The organism is Rhodococcus sp. MPR-R1B (assembly GCF_058793255.1).
This window is the reverse complement of record NZ_JBXAFO010000028.1, coordinates 55,336-73,879: the sequence shown is the minus strand read 5'-3', so window position 1 is coordinate 73,879 and position 18,544 is coordinate 55,336. Positions and strand designations below refer to the sequence as shown.

Below are 18,544 nucleotides of genomic sequence, written 5' to 3'. Positions count from 1 at the left end.
GTCCGCAAGCTACCGACCCACATCGACCCCACCCCTTCAGACCAGCACCGTTCGGCATTTAGTTCAGTCAACGGGGCCTCGCCGTTACCGCAGCCGCGCTCGTATCCACCCGGATGTGGGCGGTTGTCGACAATCGCGGTCCGGGACAGCAGCGATTCGAGCTCCGATCGTGTCGGGCTGCCCGGGGCCGACTCGAGACGCTCGTCCCCGAACCATCCGCAGGACGCGACGAGACATACGAGCACGAGCGTCGACAGGATCGCAAATAACCGTGCAACCACCTGTGCCCCCGTCCGTCGTAGACGGTGATTCAACGCCGCCCGTCGTAGACGGTGATTCAACGCCGTCCGTCGTAGACGGTGATTGAACCATCGGGGGCCGACAGGAATCAGCCGAACTCGATCACTACTTTGCCGGCGGCATGGCCGTCTTCGACTGCAGCGAGCGCTTCCCCAGCGCGGGAGAATGGGTACCGCCCGGACACGGACGGGTCGAGGATCCCGTCGGCCACGAGCGCCGCGACCTCCGTGAATACTGCTGTAGTTCTTCGGCGTTCGACACCACCGCCGCCGAGTCGGCTCGCAGCCAGAGGATCGGCGATGCTCAGGATCGGTGCGTCCGGTCGGGCGAGCTCAGCGCCGCGAGTGAGAGTGTCCCCGCCGACCAGGTCGAAAACCGCGTCCACTCCGACTGGGGACAACGCGGACACGTCGTCTGCGAAGCCGTCCCCCGACGCAACCCAACGTGCTCCCGCTTCCTCGATCGCGGTTCTCTTGGACTCGCTCGCGACACCGATCACGTTGATACTCCGCGCCAGAGCAAGCGCGATCGTGCTGCGACCAACGCCGCCGCCGGCGCCGAGCAGCAGGAGTGTCGCCCCGGGTTTCAGACCGAGATCGTGGAGTGCGTCGTAGGCCGTTCCTGCCGCAACCGTCAGCACTGCGGCATCGGCCCAGGACACGGTAGGCGGCTTGTGTGCTGTCGAGGAGACGTTGAGCAATGTCGACGCGGCGTAGCCGCCGAAGCCGGTCGCGGTAGCGCCGAACACTTCGTCGCCGACCTCGAACTCGGTGACCCGCGGACCTACTCCGATGACAACACCGGACACTTCGCGGCCCAGAACCGCAGGCAGCGTCACCGGGACAGTATCTTTTCGAGTACCCGCGCGAACTTTCCAGTCAGCGGGGTTGACGCCCGCCGCTCGGACCGACACCAGCAGTTGGCCGGCACCCGGTGGGGGCAAGGTGACGTCGAAGTAGGACTGTGTGTCGGGTCCGCCGTACTCGGTGAAGCCGTATGCCGTCGTCATGCCTGCCAGCCTATTGCCCGGTAGGCGGGAAGTGGTGTCGGTGGCACCTGATTGGATGGTCGGATGCTGCATGGACTCTGGTCACCGGGATCGGGGCTCAAACTGTGGGTCGACGGGCACGACGGTGCCGGGACCGACGATCCCCGTGATCCGGTCAGTGCTGTCCTGCATCGCAAGTTCCGTCATCGTGTGAATGTCGCTATGCCGCCCGTACCTGGCGGGCCTTTGCAGAGTGAGTACGCAGCTGTTGCGTTGGCGCCGCCGGACGCAGTCGATCTCCTGCTGCGGTTCAAGGCCGACGATCAGCGAATTGCGGGAGACCTGCACTTTCTCGTACATGTGGCGCGAGGAATAGACCGTTGGGTGCGCGCCGGACGGGTGGTCCCCGCACTGACGCGGGCTGAAGGAAGTTGGTGGCCACGCTGGCAGTTGTCGGTGGGGGAACGCCAGCGCGCCTGGATCGGCGAATTGGTAGTGGCGATGCCGCCGGTGCAGCGGGCGGTCGGTTCGCCGAGGGCGACGATCGAAGACATCACGAACGAACTCACGGACCCGATCGTCCGTCGTGCTCTCGGGGACTCGCATCCGGTGGTGCAGACCCCGCTGTGGCAGGCCGTGTTGTCCGGGGATGCTTTCGACGACGTGTCGGTACGAGCGGCCGAGGGACTCGCCGAATGGGGGTCGACGTTCACCGCCGGAGAGCCGGACCTGGTTCTGCGGCTGATCGAGCCTGAACTCGACGACAATTCCGATCCCGACGACGATGCGCTGTGGCGTCTGCAAGTGTGTTTGCGTCCTGAAGGTGAAGCGCCCGAACGTGTTCGACTGCACCGGGCCGATCCCAAACGTATCCAGCTCGGCAGCCGCAAACTCGAAGAGGCAATCAAGGCTTACCCACGTTTTCGCGACGTGCCGCGCGACGAGGACAGTCTCGACCTGTTGCTGCCCACTCCTGTAGTGATGGACCTGGTCGGACACGGCGCGATAGTCCTGCGAGAGCGAGGGATCACGCTGCTGCTTCCGCGTGCCTGGAACGTGGTGTCTCCATCCCTGCGTGTGCGGGTGACCTCGGCGGCGTCTCCGATCGTTGCGGAGAATCGTACGGTCGGTATGGACCAATTGCTGGAATACGATTGGGAATTGGCGCTCGGAGACAAGGTACTCACCGCCGAGGAAATGACCCGACTGGTCGATGCGAAGTCCGATCTGGTCCAGTTGCGCGGCGAGTGGGTTCAGGCGGACAAAGACGTCCTGGCCCGCGCGGCTCGTTTTGTCAGTCAGCGGCATTCGAGCGGGGACCGAGCGATCGTCGATCTGATCAAGGACTTGATCGCCGACGACCTCAAAGACCTGCCGGTCGAGGAAGTGAAGGCAACCGGATGGGCCTCTGCACTGCTCGACCAGTCGGTGGCTCCGCGGCAGGTCGCGGTACCGTCGACGGTCAACGCGACTTTGCGTCCGTATCAACGACGCGGTCTCGACTGGTTGGCGTACATGAGTGCTCTCGGGCTCGGCGCTGTTCTGGCCGACGACATGGGTCTGGGTAAGACGCTGCAACTGTTGGCGTTACTTGCGCACGAGAAGTCCAAGACAGCAACCCTTTTGGTGTGCCCGATGTCGGTTGTGGGTAACTGGCAGCGTGAATCGGCGCGATTCGTGCCGAGCTTGCGCGTCTACGTTCATCACGGTTCGGATCGCGCTACCGGGGCGGAGTTGGAACAGGCAGTTCGTGAGAGTGACCTCGTGATCACCACCTACGCGCTCATGACCCGCGACGTCGCGGCCCTCAAGGATCTCGACTGGCGGCGCGTAGTGCTCGACGAGGCTCAACACATCAAGAACGCCAAAACATCTCAGGCGAGAGCTGCTCGCAGCATCCCCGCGGATCATCGCGTTGCTCTGACCGGAACGCCGGTGGAGAACCGACTGGACGAGCTGCGGTCAATCCTCGATTTTGCCAATCGCGGTGTACTCGGCTCGGAGCAGATGTTCCGCAAAAGGTTTGTCGTACCGATCGAGCGGGAAAAAGATCAGCTTGCCGTCTCGCGACTGCGAGCCGTCACGTCCCCCTTTGTGCTGCGGCGCGTGAAGACCGATCCCGCCGTGATCGCGGATCTCCCGGAGAAGTTGGAGATGACGGTTCGAGCGAATCTCAGCGAAGAGCAGGCCGCGTTGTACCGCGCCGTGGTGGACGAGATGATGGCGCAGATCAAGGGGACGGAAGGGATGAAGCGCAAGGGCGCCGTCCTGTCTGCGCTGACCAAACTCAAACAGGTGTGCAATCATCCCGCGCACTTCCTGCGCGACGGTTCGCCGGTGATGCGCCGCGGGCAACACCGTTCGGGAAAGCTCGGACTGGTCGAGGACATCGTCGAGTCGGTCATCGGCGACGACGAGAAGGTTCTGTTGTTCACACAGTTTCGTGAGTTCGGCGAATTGGTGGTGCCGTACCTGGCCGACCGGTTCACCACCGAAGTTCCGTTTCTCCACGGCGGAGTGTCGAAAGCCGGGCGCGACGCAATGGTCGAGGCATTTCAAGGTGAAGGCGGCCCGCCCATCATGGTGCTCTCGCTCAAGGCCGGCGGCACGGGTCTGAATCTCACGGCGGCCAACCATGTGGTTCACCTCGACAGATGGTGGAACCCGGCGGTAGAGAACCAGGCGACGGACCGTGTCTTCCGCATCGGTCAGAGAAAGAACGTTCAGGTACGCAAGATGGTGTGCGTCGGAACCTTGGAAGAGCGAATCGACACGATGATCGCGAGTAAAAGTGAACTCGCCGAACTTGCAGTCGGGACTGGTGAGAACTGGGTGACGGAGATGAGCGTCGAGCAACTGGACGAGTTGTTGCGACTCGGCGACGACGCGGTGGGCGAATGAGTCCGCGCGGTAAAGGCCCCGATTTCAGTGAGTACACCGGGCCTCGACGGCGAGCACCCGCGCCGGTCAAGCCTCGTCCAGCGTTCGGGAGGACGTTCTGGGGCAAGGCTTTTGTTCGGGTCGTCGAAGAGATCGGCGACAAACCTCGTGTCACGCGTGGGCGTACGTATGCGCGTTCGGGTCAGGTCTTGGCGCTCGACATCGAACCAGGAGTGGTGACGGCCGAGGTTCAGGGCAGCCAACTTCAACCGTTCGTTTCCACGCTGTCGATCGACACCCTTGACCAATCGGATATCGACGACATCATCACCAAGATCCGCCGCGTGCCGGGAAGTCTTGCCGCACTGGTGTCCGGCGTTGTCCCGGACATGCTTGCTGCTCAACTGATACCGGACGGCCCGTCGGCTTTTTGCTTCGACTGCACCTGCCCCGATGTCGGTTGGCCGTGCAAACACGCTGCGGCCGTGGCGTTCTTGACCGCGGAGCGAATCGACACCGATCCGCTCAGGTTGCTGAGACTTCGCGGGGTCGACCTGGAGCAGTTGATCGGGGGAGTGGAAGACGAGTCGACTGTTTCGGTGGACGTCGAGAATTGGTTCGGAATCGCGGCTGCCCTCCCTGCGCTAACGAAGGTGCCTTTTCGCGCGGCGATCGACGATCTGGATATCAGGCGGTTGCGCGAGGCGGTTGCGGCATTGGGATTGGACATGGCTCAGCAGAACGTCGCCTTGGACGAAATACGGTCCATCTACCGACGGTTGGACGGTTGAAATCGGACAACTCCGGACTGGTGCTAGTTTCCTGTCGTAAATTCCAGTATCGTTAATTGGACCGGTCCGGTCGGGACCTGCCTGCGATTTCAGGTCGTTGTCGTCGGCGAATAGACGACTATTCATTTCTCGGAGGGACAGTCGCTGTGATGCCCGTTCATTTGCGCGACAGCGCAATACCCAAACACGAACAGTTGCGCACCATTCTCCTGCGCAAGTGCACCCAAGAACTCCAGCCTGGCGACTTGATGACCAGCGAGCGAAACCTGATGCAGGACTACGGCGTCAGTCGGATCACCGTTCGCGAGGCAATCGGGCAACTGGTCAATGACGGACACCTCGTTCGCGTGCGTGGCAAGGGAACCTTCGTTGCGCACCGTGCTGTCCAATCCAAGCTGCACCTTGCATCCTTCACCGAGGAAATGCGCGCCCAGGGGCATCACCCCACGACAGTGGTCCTGGTCAGCGAACAGGGGCCGGTCCCCGAAAACACTGCTGCCGCACTGAATATGCGACCGGGTTCCGACGGTTACCACGTCAAGCGCTTGCGCCTTGCCGACGGCGAGCCGGTGAGCGTGGACGACGGCTGGTTCAATCCCGAACTGTTGCCGGGTTTACTCGACATGGACTTGACGGGTTCGATCTATCGGGCAACCGCCGACAAGTACGACAAGCCGATCGATCGGGCAGAGCAGACAGTCAGTGCCGATGGTGCCAGTACGGAGATCGCGACTCTCCTGGGCACTCGTAAGGGCGCTCCGGTTCTGTACTTCGATCGAGTGTCGTTCAGCGAGATCGCACCGGTCGAGCACACTCGCAGTTGGTACCGATCCGACCGCTACCAGTTGCAGATGGAAGTCCAGGGCCAAGCGCGGCCCAAAACGCGCGGCGACCAATAGTCATCGTTCGAAGCGAAAGGGCGAGCACACCTTCCGGTGTGCTCGCCCTTTGCGTTACGCCGACCAGTCGAACAGAGTGTCGCCAGTGGCGACGTCCCCACCGACGGAAGGGGATTCGACGGTGTCCGGTTTGGAATCCATTACGACAACCGGGCAGATCGCCGAGTAGCCGGTCGTGTCGATGTGCGCTGGATCGAAGCTGACAATGGGATCACCCGCATCGACGGTGTCACCCTCGGCGGCGATGAGCGTGAATCCGTCGCCTTCCAGCTTGACCGTGTCGATGCCGATATGGACCAGCACGCCGGTGGCCTTCTCGCCGAAGATCACAAACGCGTGGGGGTGCAGTTTCAGGATCTTTCCGCTGATCGGCGCCACGACCGTGAGCGGGCCTTGACCGCGGGCGGGTTCGATCGCGACGCCCGAGCCGACCATCTGCTGAGCGAACACCGGGTCCGGGACGTCCGCGAGTGCGACGACCCGGCCGGGCAGCGGGGCGAGGACGACCGTCACAGGATGTCCTCGATGTCCTCGGCAAGGGTGTCGGCCTCGGGCCCGACGATGACCTGGACAACCGTTCCGGCTTTGAGCACGCCGTGTGCGCCGGCAGCCTTGAGAGCGGACTCGTTCACCTTCGCTCCGTCCTTGACCTCGGTACGCAGGCGGGTGATGCAAGCCTCGATCTCGACGATGTTCTCTGCGCCGCCGAGGCCCTTGATGATTGCTTCCGCTTTCGACATTTGCTGCTCCTGATTGTCGGGTTGGTCGTGATCGTTGAACGGTCGTACAGGTGGGCTGACTAGTTGCTGGTCAAGGCTATCCCGGTTACGTATGTCACATTTGGGTGTTGACAACTCGCCTCCACCAGGTAAAACTACAACTGGTTATGACCGGACAGTACCCGTTGGAAGTCCGGCTCCACAACAGTTTCGACAAAACGGTTTCGGCCTCACTTCCGAGCAAGAACCGTGACCTGCATTTTCACGAAACCTGCACGTGTACGACACCCGAATTTCCAGAACCAGCGGCCGATCGCGACGCGGCCCGGCGAACGAAGAAGGTCCTTGATGACTCTCGAAGACACCCCGAAGAAGGAATCGAAAGTGTTCGCCGGGGTTCAACGCCTCGGCCGAAGCTTGATGCTTCCGATCGCCGTTCTGCCGGCTGCGGGAATCTTGCTCCGCCTCGGCCAGGACGACCTGCTCGGGCGATTCAGTTCGATGCACAGTGCTGCTGCAGTGATCTCTGCGGCAGGACAAGCAGTCTTCACGTGGCTGCCGCTGATCTTCGCCGTCGGTATCGCGATCGGCTGGGCCAAGAAGGCCGACGGATCGACTGCCTTGGCAGCCGTCGTCGGCTACATGGTGATCGACGGCGTGTTCAAGGCGATGTCGCCGATCGTCCTCGAAGGGAAGACCGACCCGAACGGGGATCAATCCCTGATCAACTACGGTGTGCTCGCCGGTATCGTGATGGGCTTGCTGTCGGCGATCTTGTGGCAGCGGTTCTATCGAACGAAGCTTCCCGATTATCTCGGGTTCTTCAACGGGCGCAGGCTGGTTCCCATCCTGACAGCGATCACCGGTCTTGTGGTCGGTGTCCTGATGGCATTCGTGTACCCCTTGTTCAACTCCGGCCTCAACTGGGTCGGTGAAGCAGTTGCTTCCAATACCGTTGTGGGCGGCGGCATTTACGGCGCAGCGAACCGCCTCCTGATCCCCACGGGCCTGCATCACATCTTGAACTCCGCCGTGTGGTTCCTGATCGGCGACTACCAGGACGCGAGCGGTCAGATCGTTCGCGGTGACCTCAATCGGTTCTTCGCCGGCGACCCCTCCGCCGGTACGTTCATGACCGGCTTCTTCCCGATCATGATGTTCGCCCTCCCCGCTGCAGCCTTCGCAATCTGGCGCAACGCCAAGCCTTCTCAGAAGAAGCTCGTCGGCGGCATCATGCTCTCCACCGGCCTGACCGCATTCCTCACCGGTATCACCGAGCCGCTCGAATTCTCCTTCATGTTCGTCGCGTGGCCCCTGTACGTCATCCACTCGCTCCTGACCGGAACGTCGATGGCCTTGGTCAATGCGCTGGGGATTCACGACGGATTCACGTTCTCCGCAGGCTTCTTCGACTACGTGTTGAACTTCGGCAAGGCAACCAACGCATGGATGTTGATCCCGATCGGACTCGGGTACGCCGTGATCTACTACTTCCTTTTCAGCTTCGTCATCAAGAAGTGGAATCTGCGCACGCCAGGACGAGAAGAAGAGGTCGAGGTGGCTGCAGGTGAGCCCGACCCAGCGCTGCTCGAGGCCGAACTGGCACTGGCTGCCGAAGGTGACAGCCGCACCGACGCCCCGCTCGTCGCCGAACTGGAAAACAAGCTCGACAAGGAACTGGAAGGACGCTGAACATGGCGATCGCAACCACGACAATCGGATCCCGCGTCGGACTCCACGCACGACCCGCAGCGCTCTTCGCGCGCGCCGCAGCCGATCTACCGGTAGACGTCACCATCGCGCTCGGCGACGGCGAACCCGTCGATGCCTCCAGCATGTTGTCTGTCATGACTCTCGGTGCAGCATTCGGGGATTCGGTGACCTTGCGTGCTGACGGTGACGGCGCCGACGCTGCGGTCGGTTCGCTCGCAGAGCTTCTCGCATCCGAACTGGACGAAGCCTGATGACGGCGAGTGTGGACAACCGCATCGCGGGTATCGGAGTGAGCGCGGGTTCGGTCTGCGCGCCGTGGTTGCGATTCTCCACGCCTGAGCCGACCTCGGCGGCGGACCCGATCACGGGCAGTCCCGAGGCGGAGCTGATCAGGATCCGTGAGGCACTGGACGCCGTCGCGGAGGAACTGCTCTCGCGTGCAAAGACAGTCGAGGGCGTCTCCGCGGAGATCCTGACGACGTCGGCTGCGATGGCGCGCGACGCGGGCATCGTGAAGGCGGCCAAGGCGAACCTGGAATCGGGGCTGCCGACCGCACACGCCGTCGCAGTCGCCTTCGACGCCTTCTGTGAAAAGCTCACGGCGCTCGGCGGGTACATGGCCGAACGGGCAACCGATCTGCGCGATCTCGGGCAGCGAGCCGTGGCCGTTCTTCGAGGGGAGCCGATGCCCGGAATCCCCACTCCCGGTTACCCGTACATACTGGTGGCGCGCGACCTCGCTCCGGCGGATACAGCGACGCTGGGCACCAGTGACGTGGTCGGATTGTTGACTGCCGAAGGAGGTCCGACCAGCCATACGGCTATCTTGGCGAAGTCGCTCGGAATCCCGGCCGTGGTCAACTGTTCGGGAACCGATCTGCTGGCGGAGGGGAAACTTCTCATCCTCGACGGCACCACCGGGACGGTCACCATCGATCCCTCGGCAGAAACGCGCGAGCGCGCTGTCCTCGAAGCATCGTTCGTGGCAGAGCAGTCGGCTTCGGCACAGGGTCCAGGACGCACGCGTGACGGGTTCGCGGTGAGGTTGTCGGCCAACATCGGAACCCTCGAGGACGCCGCGCGGGCCGGAGCGGCGGATTGCGAGGGCGTCGGACTGTTCCGTACCGAATTCTCGTATCTCGGGCGTCACGACGCACCGTCGGTGGAGGAGCAAGCACAGACGTACGCGTCGGTGCTCGGGCACTTCGCCGGACAGAAGGTGGTGGTCCGCACTCTCGATTCGGGTTCGGACAAGCCGTTGCCGTTTCTCGATCTCGGGGTCGAGGAGAATCCGGCCCTTGGTATCCGCGGGCTCCGTGTCGGCACGGTTTATCCCGACACACTCATCAGCCAGCTCGACGCCCTCGCGGCGGCAGGCAATGCGACGGGCGCCGATCTGTGGGTCATGGCGCCGATGGTAGCTACGGCCGACGAGGCGAAAGACTTTGCAGAACTTGCGCGTTCGCGGGGGATCGGCAAGGTCGGAGCAATGATCGAGGTTCCAGCTGCAGCGTTGCGGGCGAAGGATATCCTCGAGCACCTCGATTTTGTCAGTATCGGTACCAATGATCTGAGCCAGTACACCTGCGCCGTGGATCGTATGGCCGGAGGCCTGGCCCAACTGCTCGATCCGTGGCAGCCGGCGGTCCTCGATCTGATCGCGATGGTCGGTCAGGCTGGCGCCGATGCCGGGAAACCTGTTGGTGTGTGCGGAGAATCCGCGTCTGACCCGCTGTTGGCTCCGGTTCTGGTCGGTTTGGGCGTGACGAGTCTGTCGATGCCGGTCCCGGCATTGGGCGCAGTTCGCGCGCAACTGGCCTCTCTCGATCTGGCGGTGTGCAAGGACATGGCCGCGGCGGCGCGGGGCGCGCGAAACCCGATCGAGGGTAGAGCGGCCGTCGCGCGGATTCGCGAGTCGGCATGAGTACATCAGGCTCGGCTGCTGCTGTCGGCGATCCGATCGTATTGCGGGGAACGGTGATCGGATCTCCGGCCGGGAAGATTCACGACGGAGTCGTCGTCGTGGACGGCGAAAAGATCAGTTGGGTCGGCTCGGCTGCGGACTACGTGGCTTCCGCACCCGTCGTCGTCATTCCGGAACGCACCGACACGGTGATCATGCCCGGCTTGATCGATGTCCACAGCCACGGCGCCGCGGGTGCTGGTTTCCCGAACACCGACGCCGATGGAGCGAGCCGCGCGGCGGCGCACCATTGTGAGCACGGCACGACCGGAATGCTGGCCAGCCTGGTCTCCGCACCGCGCGCAGATCTGGTGCGACAAGCAACGATGCTCGCCGATCTGGTCGAACGCGGAGAACTTCTGGGTATCCACCTCGAGGGGCCGTTCATCAACGGCGTCCGCTGCGGTGCCCAGGATCCGGCAGCGATCATTCCCGGTGATCCGGATCTGCTCGAAGCCGTGTGTGACGCTGCGCGGGGGACCGTGCGGTCCATGACCTTGGCGCCCGAGACCGAGAATTTCGAAGAGTTGCTCGCGATCATGCGTCATCGCAACATCGTGCCGAGTTTCGGTCACACCGATGCCGACGCGGCAACGACGTCGGCGCGCATCGATGCTGCGGTGCACGGGGATTGGGCCGGACAGATCAGCGCGACCCACCTCTTCAACGGGATGCCGCCCCTGCACCATCGATCTCCGGGTCCCGTCGCGGCGTGCCTGGCGGCTGCCGCGAGAGGCGAGATGGTGGTGGAACTGATCGCAGACGGTGTGCATCTTGCGCCCGAGACCGTGTCGATGGTCTTCGACGCTGTCGGACCGGACCAGATCGCCTTGGTCAGTGATTCGATGGCCGCGGCGGGAATGGACGACGGCGACTACCAACTCGGTGCGCTCGACGTCACGGTTGCCGACGGTGTAGCAAGACTCGCGACCACCGACGGCAGTTCCGGTGCCATCGCCGGAGGGACTGCAAGATTGCTCGACGTGCTTCGCAGCACCGTCTTCGACGGCGGCGTCGCGCTGGAAGATGCTGTCGCAGCGGCAACTCGGAGCCCAGCGCATCTGCTGGGGCTCGGCGACCTGATCGGATCGCTGGCCGTGGGCTGCCGAGCCGACATCCTGGTCACCGATCGTCAATTGCGTCTGGGGCGTGTACTACTCGGCGGAAAAGCCGCCGGAAAGGAAAAATCATGGAAATCGTAATTCAGCCGACACCCGCGGAGGTCGACTCGACCGTCGCGGACATCGTCGAAGGCTACGTCAGAGCCGGGGCGGCGACGCTCGGTCTCGCAACGGGGTCGTCGCCGATCGGAACCTATCGTGAACTGGCAGCGAGGCATCGCGACGCCGAACTCGACTTCTCGCTGGCTCGGGCATTCCTGCTCGACGAGTACCTGGGATTGCCGAAACGCCATCCGCAGTCGTACTACTCGGTGATTCGGTCGGAGCTCGTCGATCACGTCAACCTGGATCCCGCGATGGTGTCCAGTCCCAACGGTGAAGCGCCGTGCCCGGAGCAGGAGATCGCCCGGTACGACCAGAGCATCGCGGCGGCCGGGGGAGTGGACGTGCAGTTGCTCGGCATCGGTACCGACGGCCACATCGGCTTCAACGAGCCCGGATCGTCGTTGACCTCGAGAACCCGCGTGAAGACGCTGACCGAGCAGACCCGGATCGACAACGCACGCTTCTTCGACGGTGTGGACGACGTCCCACATCACGTGCTCACCCAGGGGCTCGGAACCATCAGCGATGCAAGGCATCTGGTGATGATCGCGACCGGAGAAGGCAAGGCTGACGCGATCGCCGCTGCCGTCGAAGGTCCGTTGTCTGCTTTCTGCCCGGCTTCGGTGATGCAATTGCATCGCCATGTCACCGTCGTCATCGACGAAGCTGCGGCCAGTTCACTCAAACTTGCCGACTACTACCGGTATGCGCTCGAACACAAGCCGTCGTGGCAGTCCTTCTGACATGACGGTTCTGGAGCTGGCTGTGCAGGACGTGCGGGGGGCGAGGATCGCGCGTTCGGTGGGAGCGACTCGAGTCGAGTTGTGTGCGGCACTCGGCCCGACGGGGGGATTGACGCCCAGCATCGGAGTGATCGAGGCTGTGTCGGACGTGGGGATCGCGGTTCACCCGCTGATCCGTCCGCGCGCCGGAGGTTTTGTGTTCTCACCCGACGAAGTGTGGGTGATGGAGCACGACGTACATGCTGCTGTGGCCGGTGGAGCTTCCGGCATCGTGATCGGCGCGCTGACAGAAGACAATTCGATCGACACCGTCGTGCTGCGCCGCATCATCGGATGCGTGGACCGTGCGCGGGTCGAGGTGACAGTACATCGTGCGATGGACGTGGTGACCGACCGTCTGACCGCGCTGGACGAACTGATCGACCTGGGCGTGACCCGCGTGCTGACGTCCGGGGGTGCGGACACTTGCAATGAGGGACTCGACGAGATCGGTCGAATGGTCGAACATGCCGCGGGCCGGATCCAGATCATGGCCGGTGGCGGAATAACCGTCGACGACATCCCGGCAATCGCTGCCGTCGGCGTCGATGCGGTGCATCTCTCGGCGCGCAAGGTTGTCGCAGTTTCCGGCGGACCTGGTGGGGGATCGGACGGATACGACGTCACCGATGCAGTAGTCGCGCAGGAAGCGGCAGCCGCGCTCCGCGCTGTGCGCCTTTATTAACCCCCCGCGGTTAATAAAGGCGCACAGCCCTTGGGCTCTAGACATACATGGACATCCAACTATAGGATGGTAGACATATTCACTGCTGCCTCCTGGGCGGTCCATACGAGCAAGGAACGGGTTAGCACAATGGTTGAAAATGCGACGGTTCACGAGTTGACGCACTTCGTCGGTGGCAAGCGTGTTCCCGGGACATCTGATCGATTTGCGGACGTGTTCGATCCCAACACCGGCAAGGTGCAGGCCCGCGTCCCCCTCGCGAGCAAGGCCGAGACCGAAGCCATCATCGCCAATGCCGAAGAGGCGCAGCAGGTGTGGGCAGCGTTCAACCCGCAGAAGCGCGCCCGCGTGCTGATGAAGTTCCTGCAGCTCGCTCAGGCCGAGATGGATTCTCTGGCCCGCCTCCTCTCGTCCGAGCACGGCAAGACCGTCGCCGACGCCAAGGGTGACATCCAGCGCGGCCTCGAGGTCATCGAGTTCGCCGTCGGCGCTCCGCACCTGCTCAAGGGTGAATTCACCGAGAGTGCCGGCACCGGCATCGACGTGTACTCCATGCGTCAGCCGCTCGGCGTCGTCGCCGGCATCACGCCCTTCAACTTCCCCGCGATGATCCCGCTGTGGAAGGCCGGCCCCGCCCTCGCCGCCGGTAACGCCTTCATCCTCAAGCCCTCCGAGCGCGACCCCTCCGTGCCGCTGCGCCTGGCCGAGTTGTTCCTCGAAGCGGGACTGCCCGCGGGTGTGTTCAACGTGGTCAACGGTGACAAGGAAGTTGTCGACGTTCTGCTCACCGACGATCGCATCAAGGCCGTCGGCTTCGTCGGCTCCACGCCGATCGCTCAGTACATCTACGAGACGGCCGCAGCTCACGGCAAGCGCGCACAGTGCTTCGGTGGCGCCAAGAACCACGCGATCGTCATGCCGGACGCCGACCTCGACGAGGTTGCCGACGCCCTGATCGGTGCGGGCTACGGCAGCGCCGGCGAGCGTTGCATGGCCATCTCGGTTGCCGTTCCCGTCGGCGAGGAGACCGCGGACGCTCTTGTCGCGAAGCTGAAGGAGCGCGTCGCGAAGCTCAAGATCGGTCGCAGTGACGACGAAGGTGTCGATTTCGGACCGCTCGTTTGCCAGGATGCCCTCGACCGCGTCAACAACTACGTGCAGATCGGCATCGACGAGGGCGCAACGGCAGTCGTCGACGGCCGCGGCTTCACCCTCGAAGGCCACGAAGGTGGATTCTTCGCCGGCGCAACCCTGTTCGACAACGTCACCTCGGACATGCGCATCTACAAGGAAGAGATCTTCGGACCCGTCCTTCAGGTGGTCCGCGCTGCCGATTACGAAGAGGCACTGCGTCTTCCGACCGAACACGAGTACGGCAACGGCGTCTCCATCTTCACCCGCGACGGCGACACCGCGCGTGACTTCACCGCTCGCGTCAACGTCGGCATGGTCGGCGTGAACGTGCCGATCCCGGTCCCGATCGCGTACCACACCTTCGGTGGCTGGAAGCGCTCCGGATTCGGTGACCTGAACCAGCACGGTCCCGACTCCTTCCGCTTCTACACCAAGACCAAGACCGTGACGCAGCGCTGGCCTTCCGGCAAGAAGGAAGAGACCAACCACTTCGTCATCCCCACGATGAACTGATCGGAACACTTTCCATGTTTACTCTGACCGATGACGAGCGGGCGATTCGTGACACTGCCCGCGACTTCGCGGCCGAGCATCTGGCGCCCAACGCAGTGGAGTGGGATCAGACCAAGCATTTCCCGGTGGACGTCCTCCGTAAGGCGGCGTCCCTGGGAATGGGCGGTATCTACATTCGTGAAGACGTGGGTGGCAGTGAGCTGAGTCGCGTCGACGCTGCCCGGATCTTCGAAGAGCTGGCCAAGGGCGATCCGTCGATCGCCGCGTACATCTCCATCCACAACATGGTCACGTGGATGATCGACCAGTTCGGCAACGACGAACAGCGCCACAAATGGGTCCCCGGACTCTGCTCGATGGATCAACTGGGCAGCTACTGCCTCACCGAACCCGGCGCTGGCTCCGATGCTGCGGGCTTGAGCACCAAGGCCGTTCGTGACGGCGACGACTACATCCTCAACGGCGTCAAGCAGTTCATTTCCGGCGCAGGCACTTCCGACGTGTACGTCGTGATGGCACGCACCGGATCTGCCGGTGCCAAGGGGATCTCGGCGTTCATCGTGCCCAAGGATTCGCCCGGACTGTCGTTCGGTGCCAACGAGGTCAAGATGGGCTGGAACGCGCAGCCCACCCGTCAGGTGATCTTCGAAGACGTGCGAGTTCCTGCCGCCAACATGCTCGGTGAAGAGGGCAGCGGCTTCCGCATCGCCATGAAGGGTCTCAACGGCGGCCGGCTGAACATCGCCGCCTGCTCGGTCGGTGGGGCCCAGGCAGCGCTGGAGAAGGCAGTCGCATATCTGGTGGACCGCAAAGCTTTCGGTTCGGCACTGATCGAGTCGCAGGCCCTGCAGTTCCAGCTCGCCGACATGCGTACCGAACTCGAAGCAGCCAGGACGTTGCTGTGGCGCGCCGCCGCCGCGCTCGAAGACGGAGCGTCCGACGTCGTGGAGTTGTGCGCGATGGCCAAGCGCTTTGCCACCGACACCGGATTCGACGTAGCCAACAAGGCCCTCCAGCTTCACGGCGGGTACGGCTATCTTGCTGAGTACGGGATCGAGAAGATCGTCCGCGATCTTCGGGTTCATCAGATCCTCGAAGGCAGCAACGAGATCATGAGGGTGGTCATCGCGCGCAGCGTGGTCGCATCAGGTCAGGGAAAGCAGGGAGCAGCATGAGCGACGAACTCGAGGTATTGATCGAAAAGCATGACGGACTGGGGCTCATCACTCTCAACCGTCCCAAGGCGATCAACGCCCTCAACCACTCGATGGTCAAGGCGATGGCCAAGGCCCTCGAGGAATGGAAGTCCGACGAGGACGTCAAGGCAGTCGTACTCACGGGCGCCGGCGAGCGTGGTCTGTGCGCCGGCGGCGACATCGTCTCGATCTACCATGACGCCAAGGACGGCAAGACCGGTTCGCTCGACTTCTGGCGTGAGGAGTACATCCTCAACTCCGAGATCGCGAACTACCCGAAGCCGTACGTCGCGATCATGGACGGGATCGTCATGGGCGGTGGCGTCGGAGTGTCCGCACACGGCGACATTCGCATCGTGACCGAGCGCTCGATGATCGGAATGCCCGAGACCGGAATCGGTTTCATTCCAGACGTGGGCGGAACTTACCTGCTCTCGCGTGCTCCCGGTGAACTCGGGACGCACATCGCGCTCACCACGGCGCGACTGAGCGCCGGCGATGCCATCGCAGCAGGTTTCGCTGACCACTTCATCCCGTCGGAGAACATCGAGACGTTCATCGTCGCACTCGCGTCGTCTTCGGTTGCCGACGCCGTGGCGCAGTACGCGGAGCCGGCTCCGGTGTCGGAACTGTTGGCCCAGCAGAGCTGGATCGACGCCGCGTACTCGGCCGACGACGTATCCACGATCGTCGAGCGTCTTCGCGCAAGTGGAATCCCCGAAGCGGAGAAGGCAGCGGAGCAGATTCTCGGCAAGTCCCCGATTGCACTGTCGGTGACCCTGCGATCCCTGCGACATGCCAAGGAAGCAGCAAGCTTGGAAGAAGTCCTCAACGAGGAGTTCCGGGTCTCGACCGCTGCGCTCGCCTCACACGATCTGGTCGAGGGCATTCGCGCCCAGGTCGTGGAGAAGGACCGAAACCCGAAGTGGTTGCCGGCAACTCTCGACGACGTCACGGCAGAATCCGTCGACGCCTACTTCGCCCCGTTGGGCGACAACGAGCTCGGACTCGCCCCTCAACCGCAAGGCAACTGATCACCGCCGAAGGAGCATCACTAATGAGCACCATTGGATTTATCGGACTCGGTCACATGGGTGGCCCGATGGCGGCCAATCTCGTCAAGGCCGGACACAAGGTCGTCGGTTTCGACCTGGCACCTGCGGCGCTGGAGCAGGCAGTCAAAGACGGTGCATCGGTAGCGGATTCGGCGGTCGACGCCGTTCGCGGTGCCGACGTCGTGATCACGATGCTGCCGAGCGGTAAGCACGTTCTGGGTCTGTACGAAGAGCTGCTGCCGGTGGCAACACCGGGCACCCTGTTCATCGACTGTTCCACCATCGACGTCGCCGACGCCCGCGAGGCACACGACAAGGCCGAAGCGGCCGGTCACCGCAGCGTCGACGCTCCGGTCTCCGGTGGAGTCGTCGGGGCTACCGCAGGCACGCTGGCATTCATGGTCGGCGGTTCCGAGGCTGACTTCCAAGCCGCGTCACCGTTGCTGGACGTGATGGGCCGCAAGGTCGTTCACTGCGGCGACGCCGGTGTCGGCCAGGCAGCCAAGATCTGCAACAACATGATCCTCGGCATTTCGATGATCGCGATCAGCGAGGCGTTCGTGTTGGGCGAAAAGCTCGGCCTGAGCAACCAAGCGCTCTTCGACGTGGCGTCCAACGCCTCGGGACAGTGCTGGGCACTGACCACCAACTGCCCGGTTCCGGGACCTGTGCCCACCAGCCCGGCCAACAACGACTACCAGCCTGGCTTTGCTGTTGCACTGATGGACAAGGACCTGGGTCTGGCAGCAAATGCGCTGCGCAACAACGGCGTCGATGCAGAGATCGGACTCAAGGCAGCCGAACTCTACAGTCGCTTCCATGCCGCGGGCGGTGGCGGTCAGGACTTCTCTGCCATCATCAACGACATCCGTGACCGTTCGACCGAAGGACAGTAGTGACCGACTTCAACACCATCATCCTCGAGCGTAAGGGTCGCGTCGGCGTCATCACGCTCAACCGCCCGAAGGCTCTCAACGCGCTGAACTCCGAGCTGATGAACGAGGTCGTCGCCGCGGTTGCCGACCTCGAAGCGGACAACGGCATCGGAGCCATCGTGATCACCGGTTCCGAGCGCGCCTTCGCCGCCGGTGCCGACATCAAGGAAATGCAGTCCAAGACGTACATGGACGCATACGTCGAGGATTTCTTCACCCCGTGGGATCGCGTCGCAGCAGCTCGTAAGCCGCTGATCGCCGCCGTCTCCGGATACGCGCTCGGTGGTGGCTGCGAGCTTGCGATGCTCTGCGATTTCATCATCGCTTCGGATACCGCGAAGTTCGGCCAGCCCGAGATCAAGCTCGGTGTCATTCCGGGTATCGGTGGCTCGCAGCGCCTTACGCGCGCCGTGGGCAAGGCCAAGGCCATGGAGCTGTGCCTCACCGGCCGCAACATGGACGCAGAAGAAGCCGAACGTGCAGGCCTGGTTGCCCGGATCGTTCCGGCCGCCGATCTGCTCGACGATGCCCTGAAGACCGCAACCACCATCGCCGAGATGTCGCTGCCGATTGCGATGATGGCCAAGGAAGCAGTCAACCGCTCCTTCGAGACCACCCTCGCCGAGGGCGTCCGCTTCGAGCGTCGGGTGTTCCACTCGACCTTCGCGACGGAGGATCAGAAGGAAGGCATGACCGCGTTCGTGGAGAAGCGGTCGGCAGAATTCAAGCATCGCTGAATTTCAACAGCGCTGAAACTGCCCTCAC

At 63.2% G+C, this 18,544-nt stretch carries 17 protein-coding genes and 1 pseudogene; 14 read left to right on the top strand and 4 right to left on the bottom strand.

Annotated elements, in window-relative coordinates; all coding sequences use genetic code 11:
- Positions 1-281, bottom strand: a pseudogene (locus tag AC1Q61_RS27515) (hypothetical protein); the annotation flags it as partial.
- Between the two features lie 107 nt (positions 282-388).
- Positions 389-1,309 (bottom strand): NADP-dependent oxidoreductase, encoded by a 921-nt coding sequence (locus tag AC1Q61_RS27510; RefSeq protein WP_054827462.1) that lies wholly within the window; start codon positions 1,307-1,309, stop codon positions 389-391.
- 63 nt (positions 1,310-1,372) lie between these two features.
- Between AC1Q61_RS27510 and AC1Q61_RS27505 the strand changes: the two genes are divergently transcribed.
- From AC1Q61_RS27505 to AC1Q61_RS27495, 3 genes are all read left to right on the top strand, one after another.
- The gene (locus AC1Q61_RS27505) at positions 1,373-4,189 is read left to right on the top strand and encodes a DEAD/DEAH box helicase (protein ID WP_058227690.1); all 2,817 of its coding nucleotides are present in this window, start codon (positions 1,373-1,375) and stop codon (positions 4,187-4,189) included.
- Positions 4,186-4,959 carry an SWIM zinc finger family protein gene (locus tag AC1Q61_RS27500; protein WP_118604398.1) on the top strand — a complete coding sequence of 258 codons (774 nt, stop codon included), beginning with the start codon at positions 4,186-4,188 and terminating at the stop codon, positions 4,957-4,959. Before AC1Q61_RS27505 ends, AC1Q61_RS27500 begins: the two co-directional genes overlap by 4 nt.
- 149 nt (positions 4,960-5,108) lie before the next feature.
- Positions 5,109-5,858, top strand: coding sequence for a GntR family transcriptional regulator (locus AC1Q61_RS27495; RefSeq protein WP_007726130.1), 750 nt, complete (start codon positions 5,109-5,111; stop codon positions 5,856-5,858).
- A gap of 54 nt (positions 5,859-5,912) precedes the next feature.
- On the opposite strand, the gene AC1Q61_RS27490 is transcribed toward AC1Q61_RS27495, so the two are convergent.
- Together AC1Q61_RS27490 and AC1Q61_RS27485 are read right to left on the bottom strand one after the other, a co-directional pair.
- Positions 5,913-6,371: a PTS sugar transporter subunit IIA gene (locus AC1Q61_RS27490; RefSeq protein ID WP_019749215.1), complete on the bottom strand. Its 459-nt coding sequence runs from the start codon at positions 6,369-6,371 to the stop codon at positions 5,913-5,915.
- Positions 6,368-6,598 (bottom strand): PTS sugar transporter subunit IIB, encoded by a 231-nt coding sequence (locus AC1Q61_RS27485; protein WP_003941324.1) that lies wholly within the window; start codon positions 6,596-6,598, stop codon positions 6,368-6,370. The genes AC1Q61_RS27490 and AC1Q61_RS27485 overlap by 4 nt, the downstream gene beginning before the upstream one ends.
- A 327-nt stretch (positions 6,599-6,925) precedes the next feature.
- Between AC1Q61_RS27485 and AC1Q61_RS27480 the strand changes: the two genes are divergently transcribed.
- The 11 genes from AC1Q61_RS27480 (at position 6,926) to AC1Q61_RS27430 (ending at position 18,516) form a co-directional block, all read left to right on the top strand.
- A complete protein-coding gene (locus tag AC1Q61_RS27480; RefSeq protein ID WP_003941307.1) occupies positions 6,926-8,269 on the top strand; it encodes a PTS transporter subunit EIIC in 1,344 nt (447 codons plus the stop codon).
- A gap of 2 nt (positions 8,270-8,271) precedes the next feature.
- On the top strand, positions 8,272-8,541 hold the full coding sequence (locus AC1Q61_RS27475; protein WP_003941322.1) for an HPr family phosphocarrier protein: 270 nt from the start codon (positions 8,272-8,274) through the stop codon (positions 8,539-8,541).
- Positions 8,541-10,214, top strand: a complete 1,674-nt coding sequence (gene ptsP / locus AC1Q61_RS27470) for a phosphoenolpyruvate--protein phosphotransferase (RefSeq protein ID WP_118604395.1) — start codon at positions 8,541-8,543, stop codon at positions 10,212-10,214. Before AC1Q61_RS27475 ends, ptsP begins: the two co-directional genes overlap by 1 nt.
- Positions 10,211-11,455 carry an N-acetylglucosamine-6-phosphate deacetylase gene (locus tag AC1Q61_RS27465; protein ID WP_118604392.1) on the top strand — a complete coding sequence of 415 codons (1,245 nt, stop codon included), beginning with the start codon at positions 10,211-10,213 and terminating at the stop codon, positions 11,453-11,455. Before ptsP ends, AC1Q61_RS27465 begins: the two co-directional genes overlap by 4 nt.
- The gene (nagB, locus tag AC1Q61_RS27460; protein ID WP_118604387.1) at positions 11,443-12,222 is read left to right on the top strand and encodes a glucosamine-6-phosphate deaminase; all 780 of its coding nucleotides are present in this window, start codon (positions 11,443-11,445) and stop codon (positions 12,220-12,222) included. The genes AC1Q61_RS27465 and nagB overlap by 13 nt, the downstream gene beginning before the upstream one ends.
- Position 12,223: 1 nt before the next feature.
- The gene (locus AC1Q61_RS27455; protein ID WP_007726141.1) at positions 12,224-12,946 is read left to right on the top strand and encodes a copper homeostasis protein CutC; all 723 of its coding nucleotides are present in this window, start codon (positions 12,224-12,226) and stop codon (positions 12,944-12,946) included.
- A gap of 129 nt (positions 12,947-13,075) precedes the next feature.
- On the top strand, positions 13,076-14,593 hold the full coding sequence (locus AC1Q61_RS27450) for a CoA-acylating methylmalonate-semialdehyde dehydrogenase (RefSeq protein WP_003941275.1): 1,518 nt from the start codon (positions 13,076-13,078) through the stop codon (positions 14,591-14,593).
- Positions 14,594-14,607: 14 nt separating this feature from the next.
- Positions 14,608-15,768 (top strand): isobutyryl-CoA dehydrogenase, encoded by a 1,161-nt coding sequence (locus AC1Q61_RS27445; RefSeq protein WP_007726145.1) that lies wholly within the window; start codon positions 14,608-14,610, stop codon positions 15,766-15,768.
- Positions 15,765-16,823: an enoyl-CoA hydratase/isomerase family protein gene (locus AC1Q61_RS27440; RefSeq protein ID WP_118604384.1), complete on the top strand. Its 1,059-nt coding sequence runs from the start codon at positions 15,765-15,767 to the stop codon at positions 16,821-16,823. The genes AC1Q61_RS27445 and AC1Q61_RS27440 overlap by 4 nt, the downstream gene beginning before the upstream one ends.
- Positions 16,824-16,846: 23 nt before the next feature.
- The gene (mmsB, locus tag AC1Q61_RS27435; protein WP_003941308.1) at positions 16,847-17,740 is read left to right on the top strand and encodes a 3-hydroxyisobutyrate dehydrogenase; all 894 of its coding nucleotides are present in this window, start codon (positions 16,847-16,849) and stop codon (positions 17,738-17,740) included.
- The gene (locus tag AC1Q61_RS27430) at positions 17,740-18,516 is read left to right on the top strand and encodes an enoyl-CoA hydratase (RefSeq protein WP_118604381.1); all 777 of its coding nucleotides are present in this window, start codon (positions 17,740-17,742) and stop codon (positions 18,514-18,516) included. Before mmsB ends, AC1Q61_RS27430 begins: the two co-directional genes overlap by 1 nt.
- Positions 18,517-18,544 lie beyond the last annotated feature (28 nt).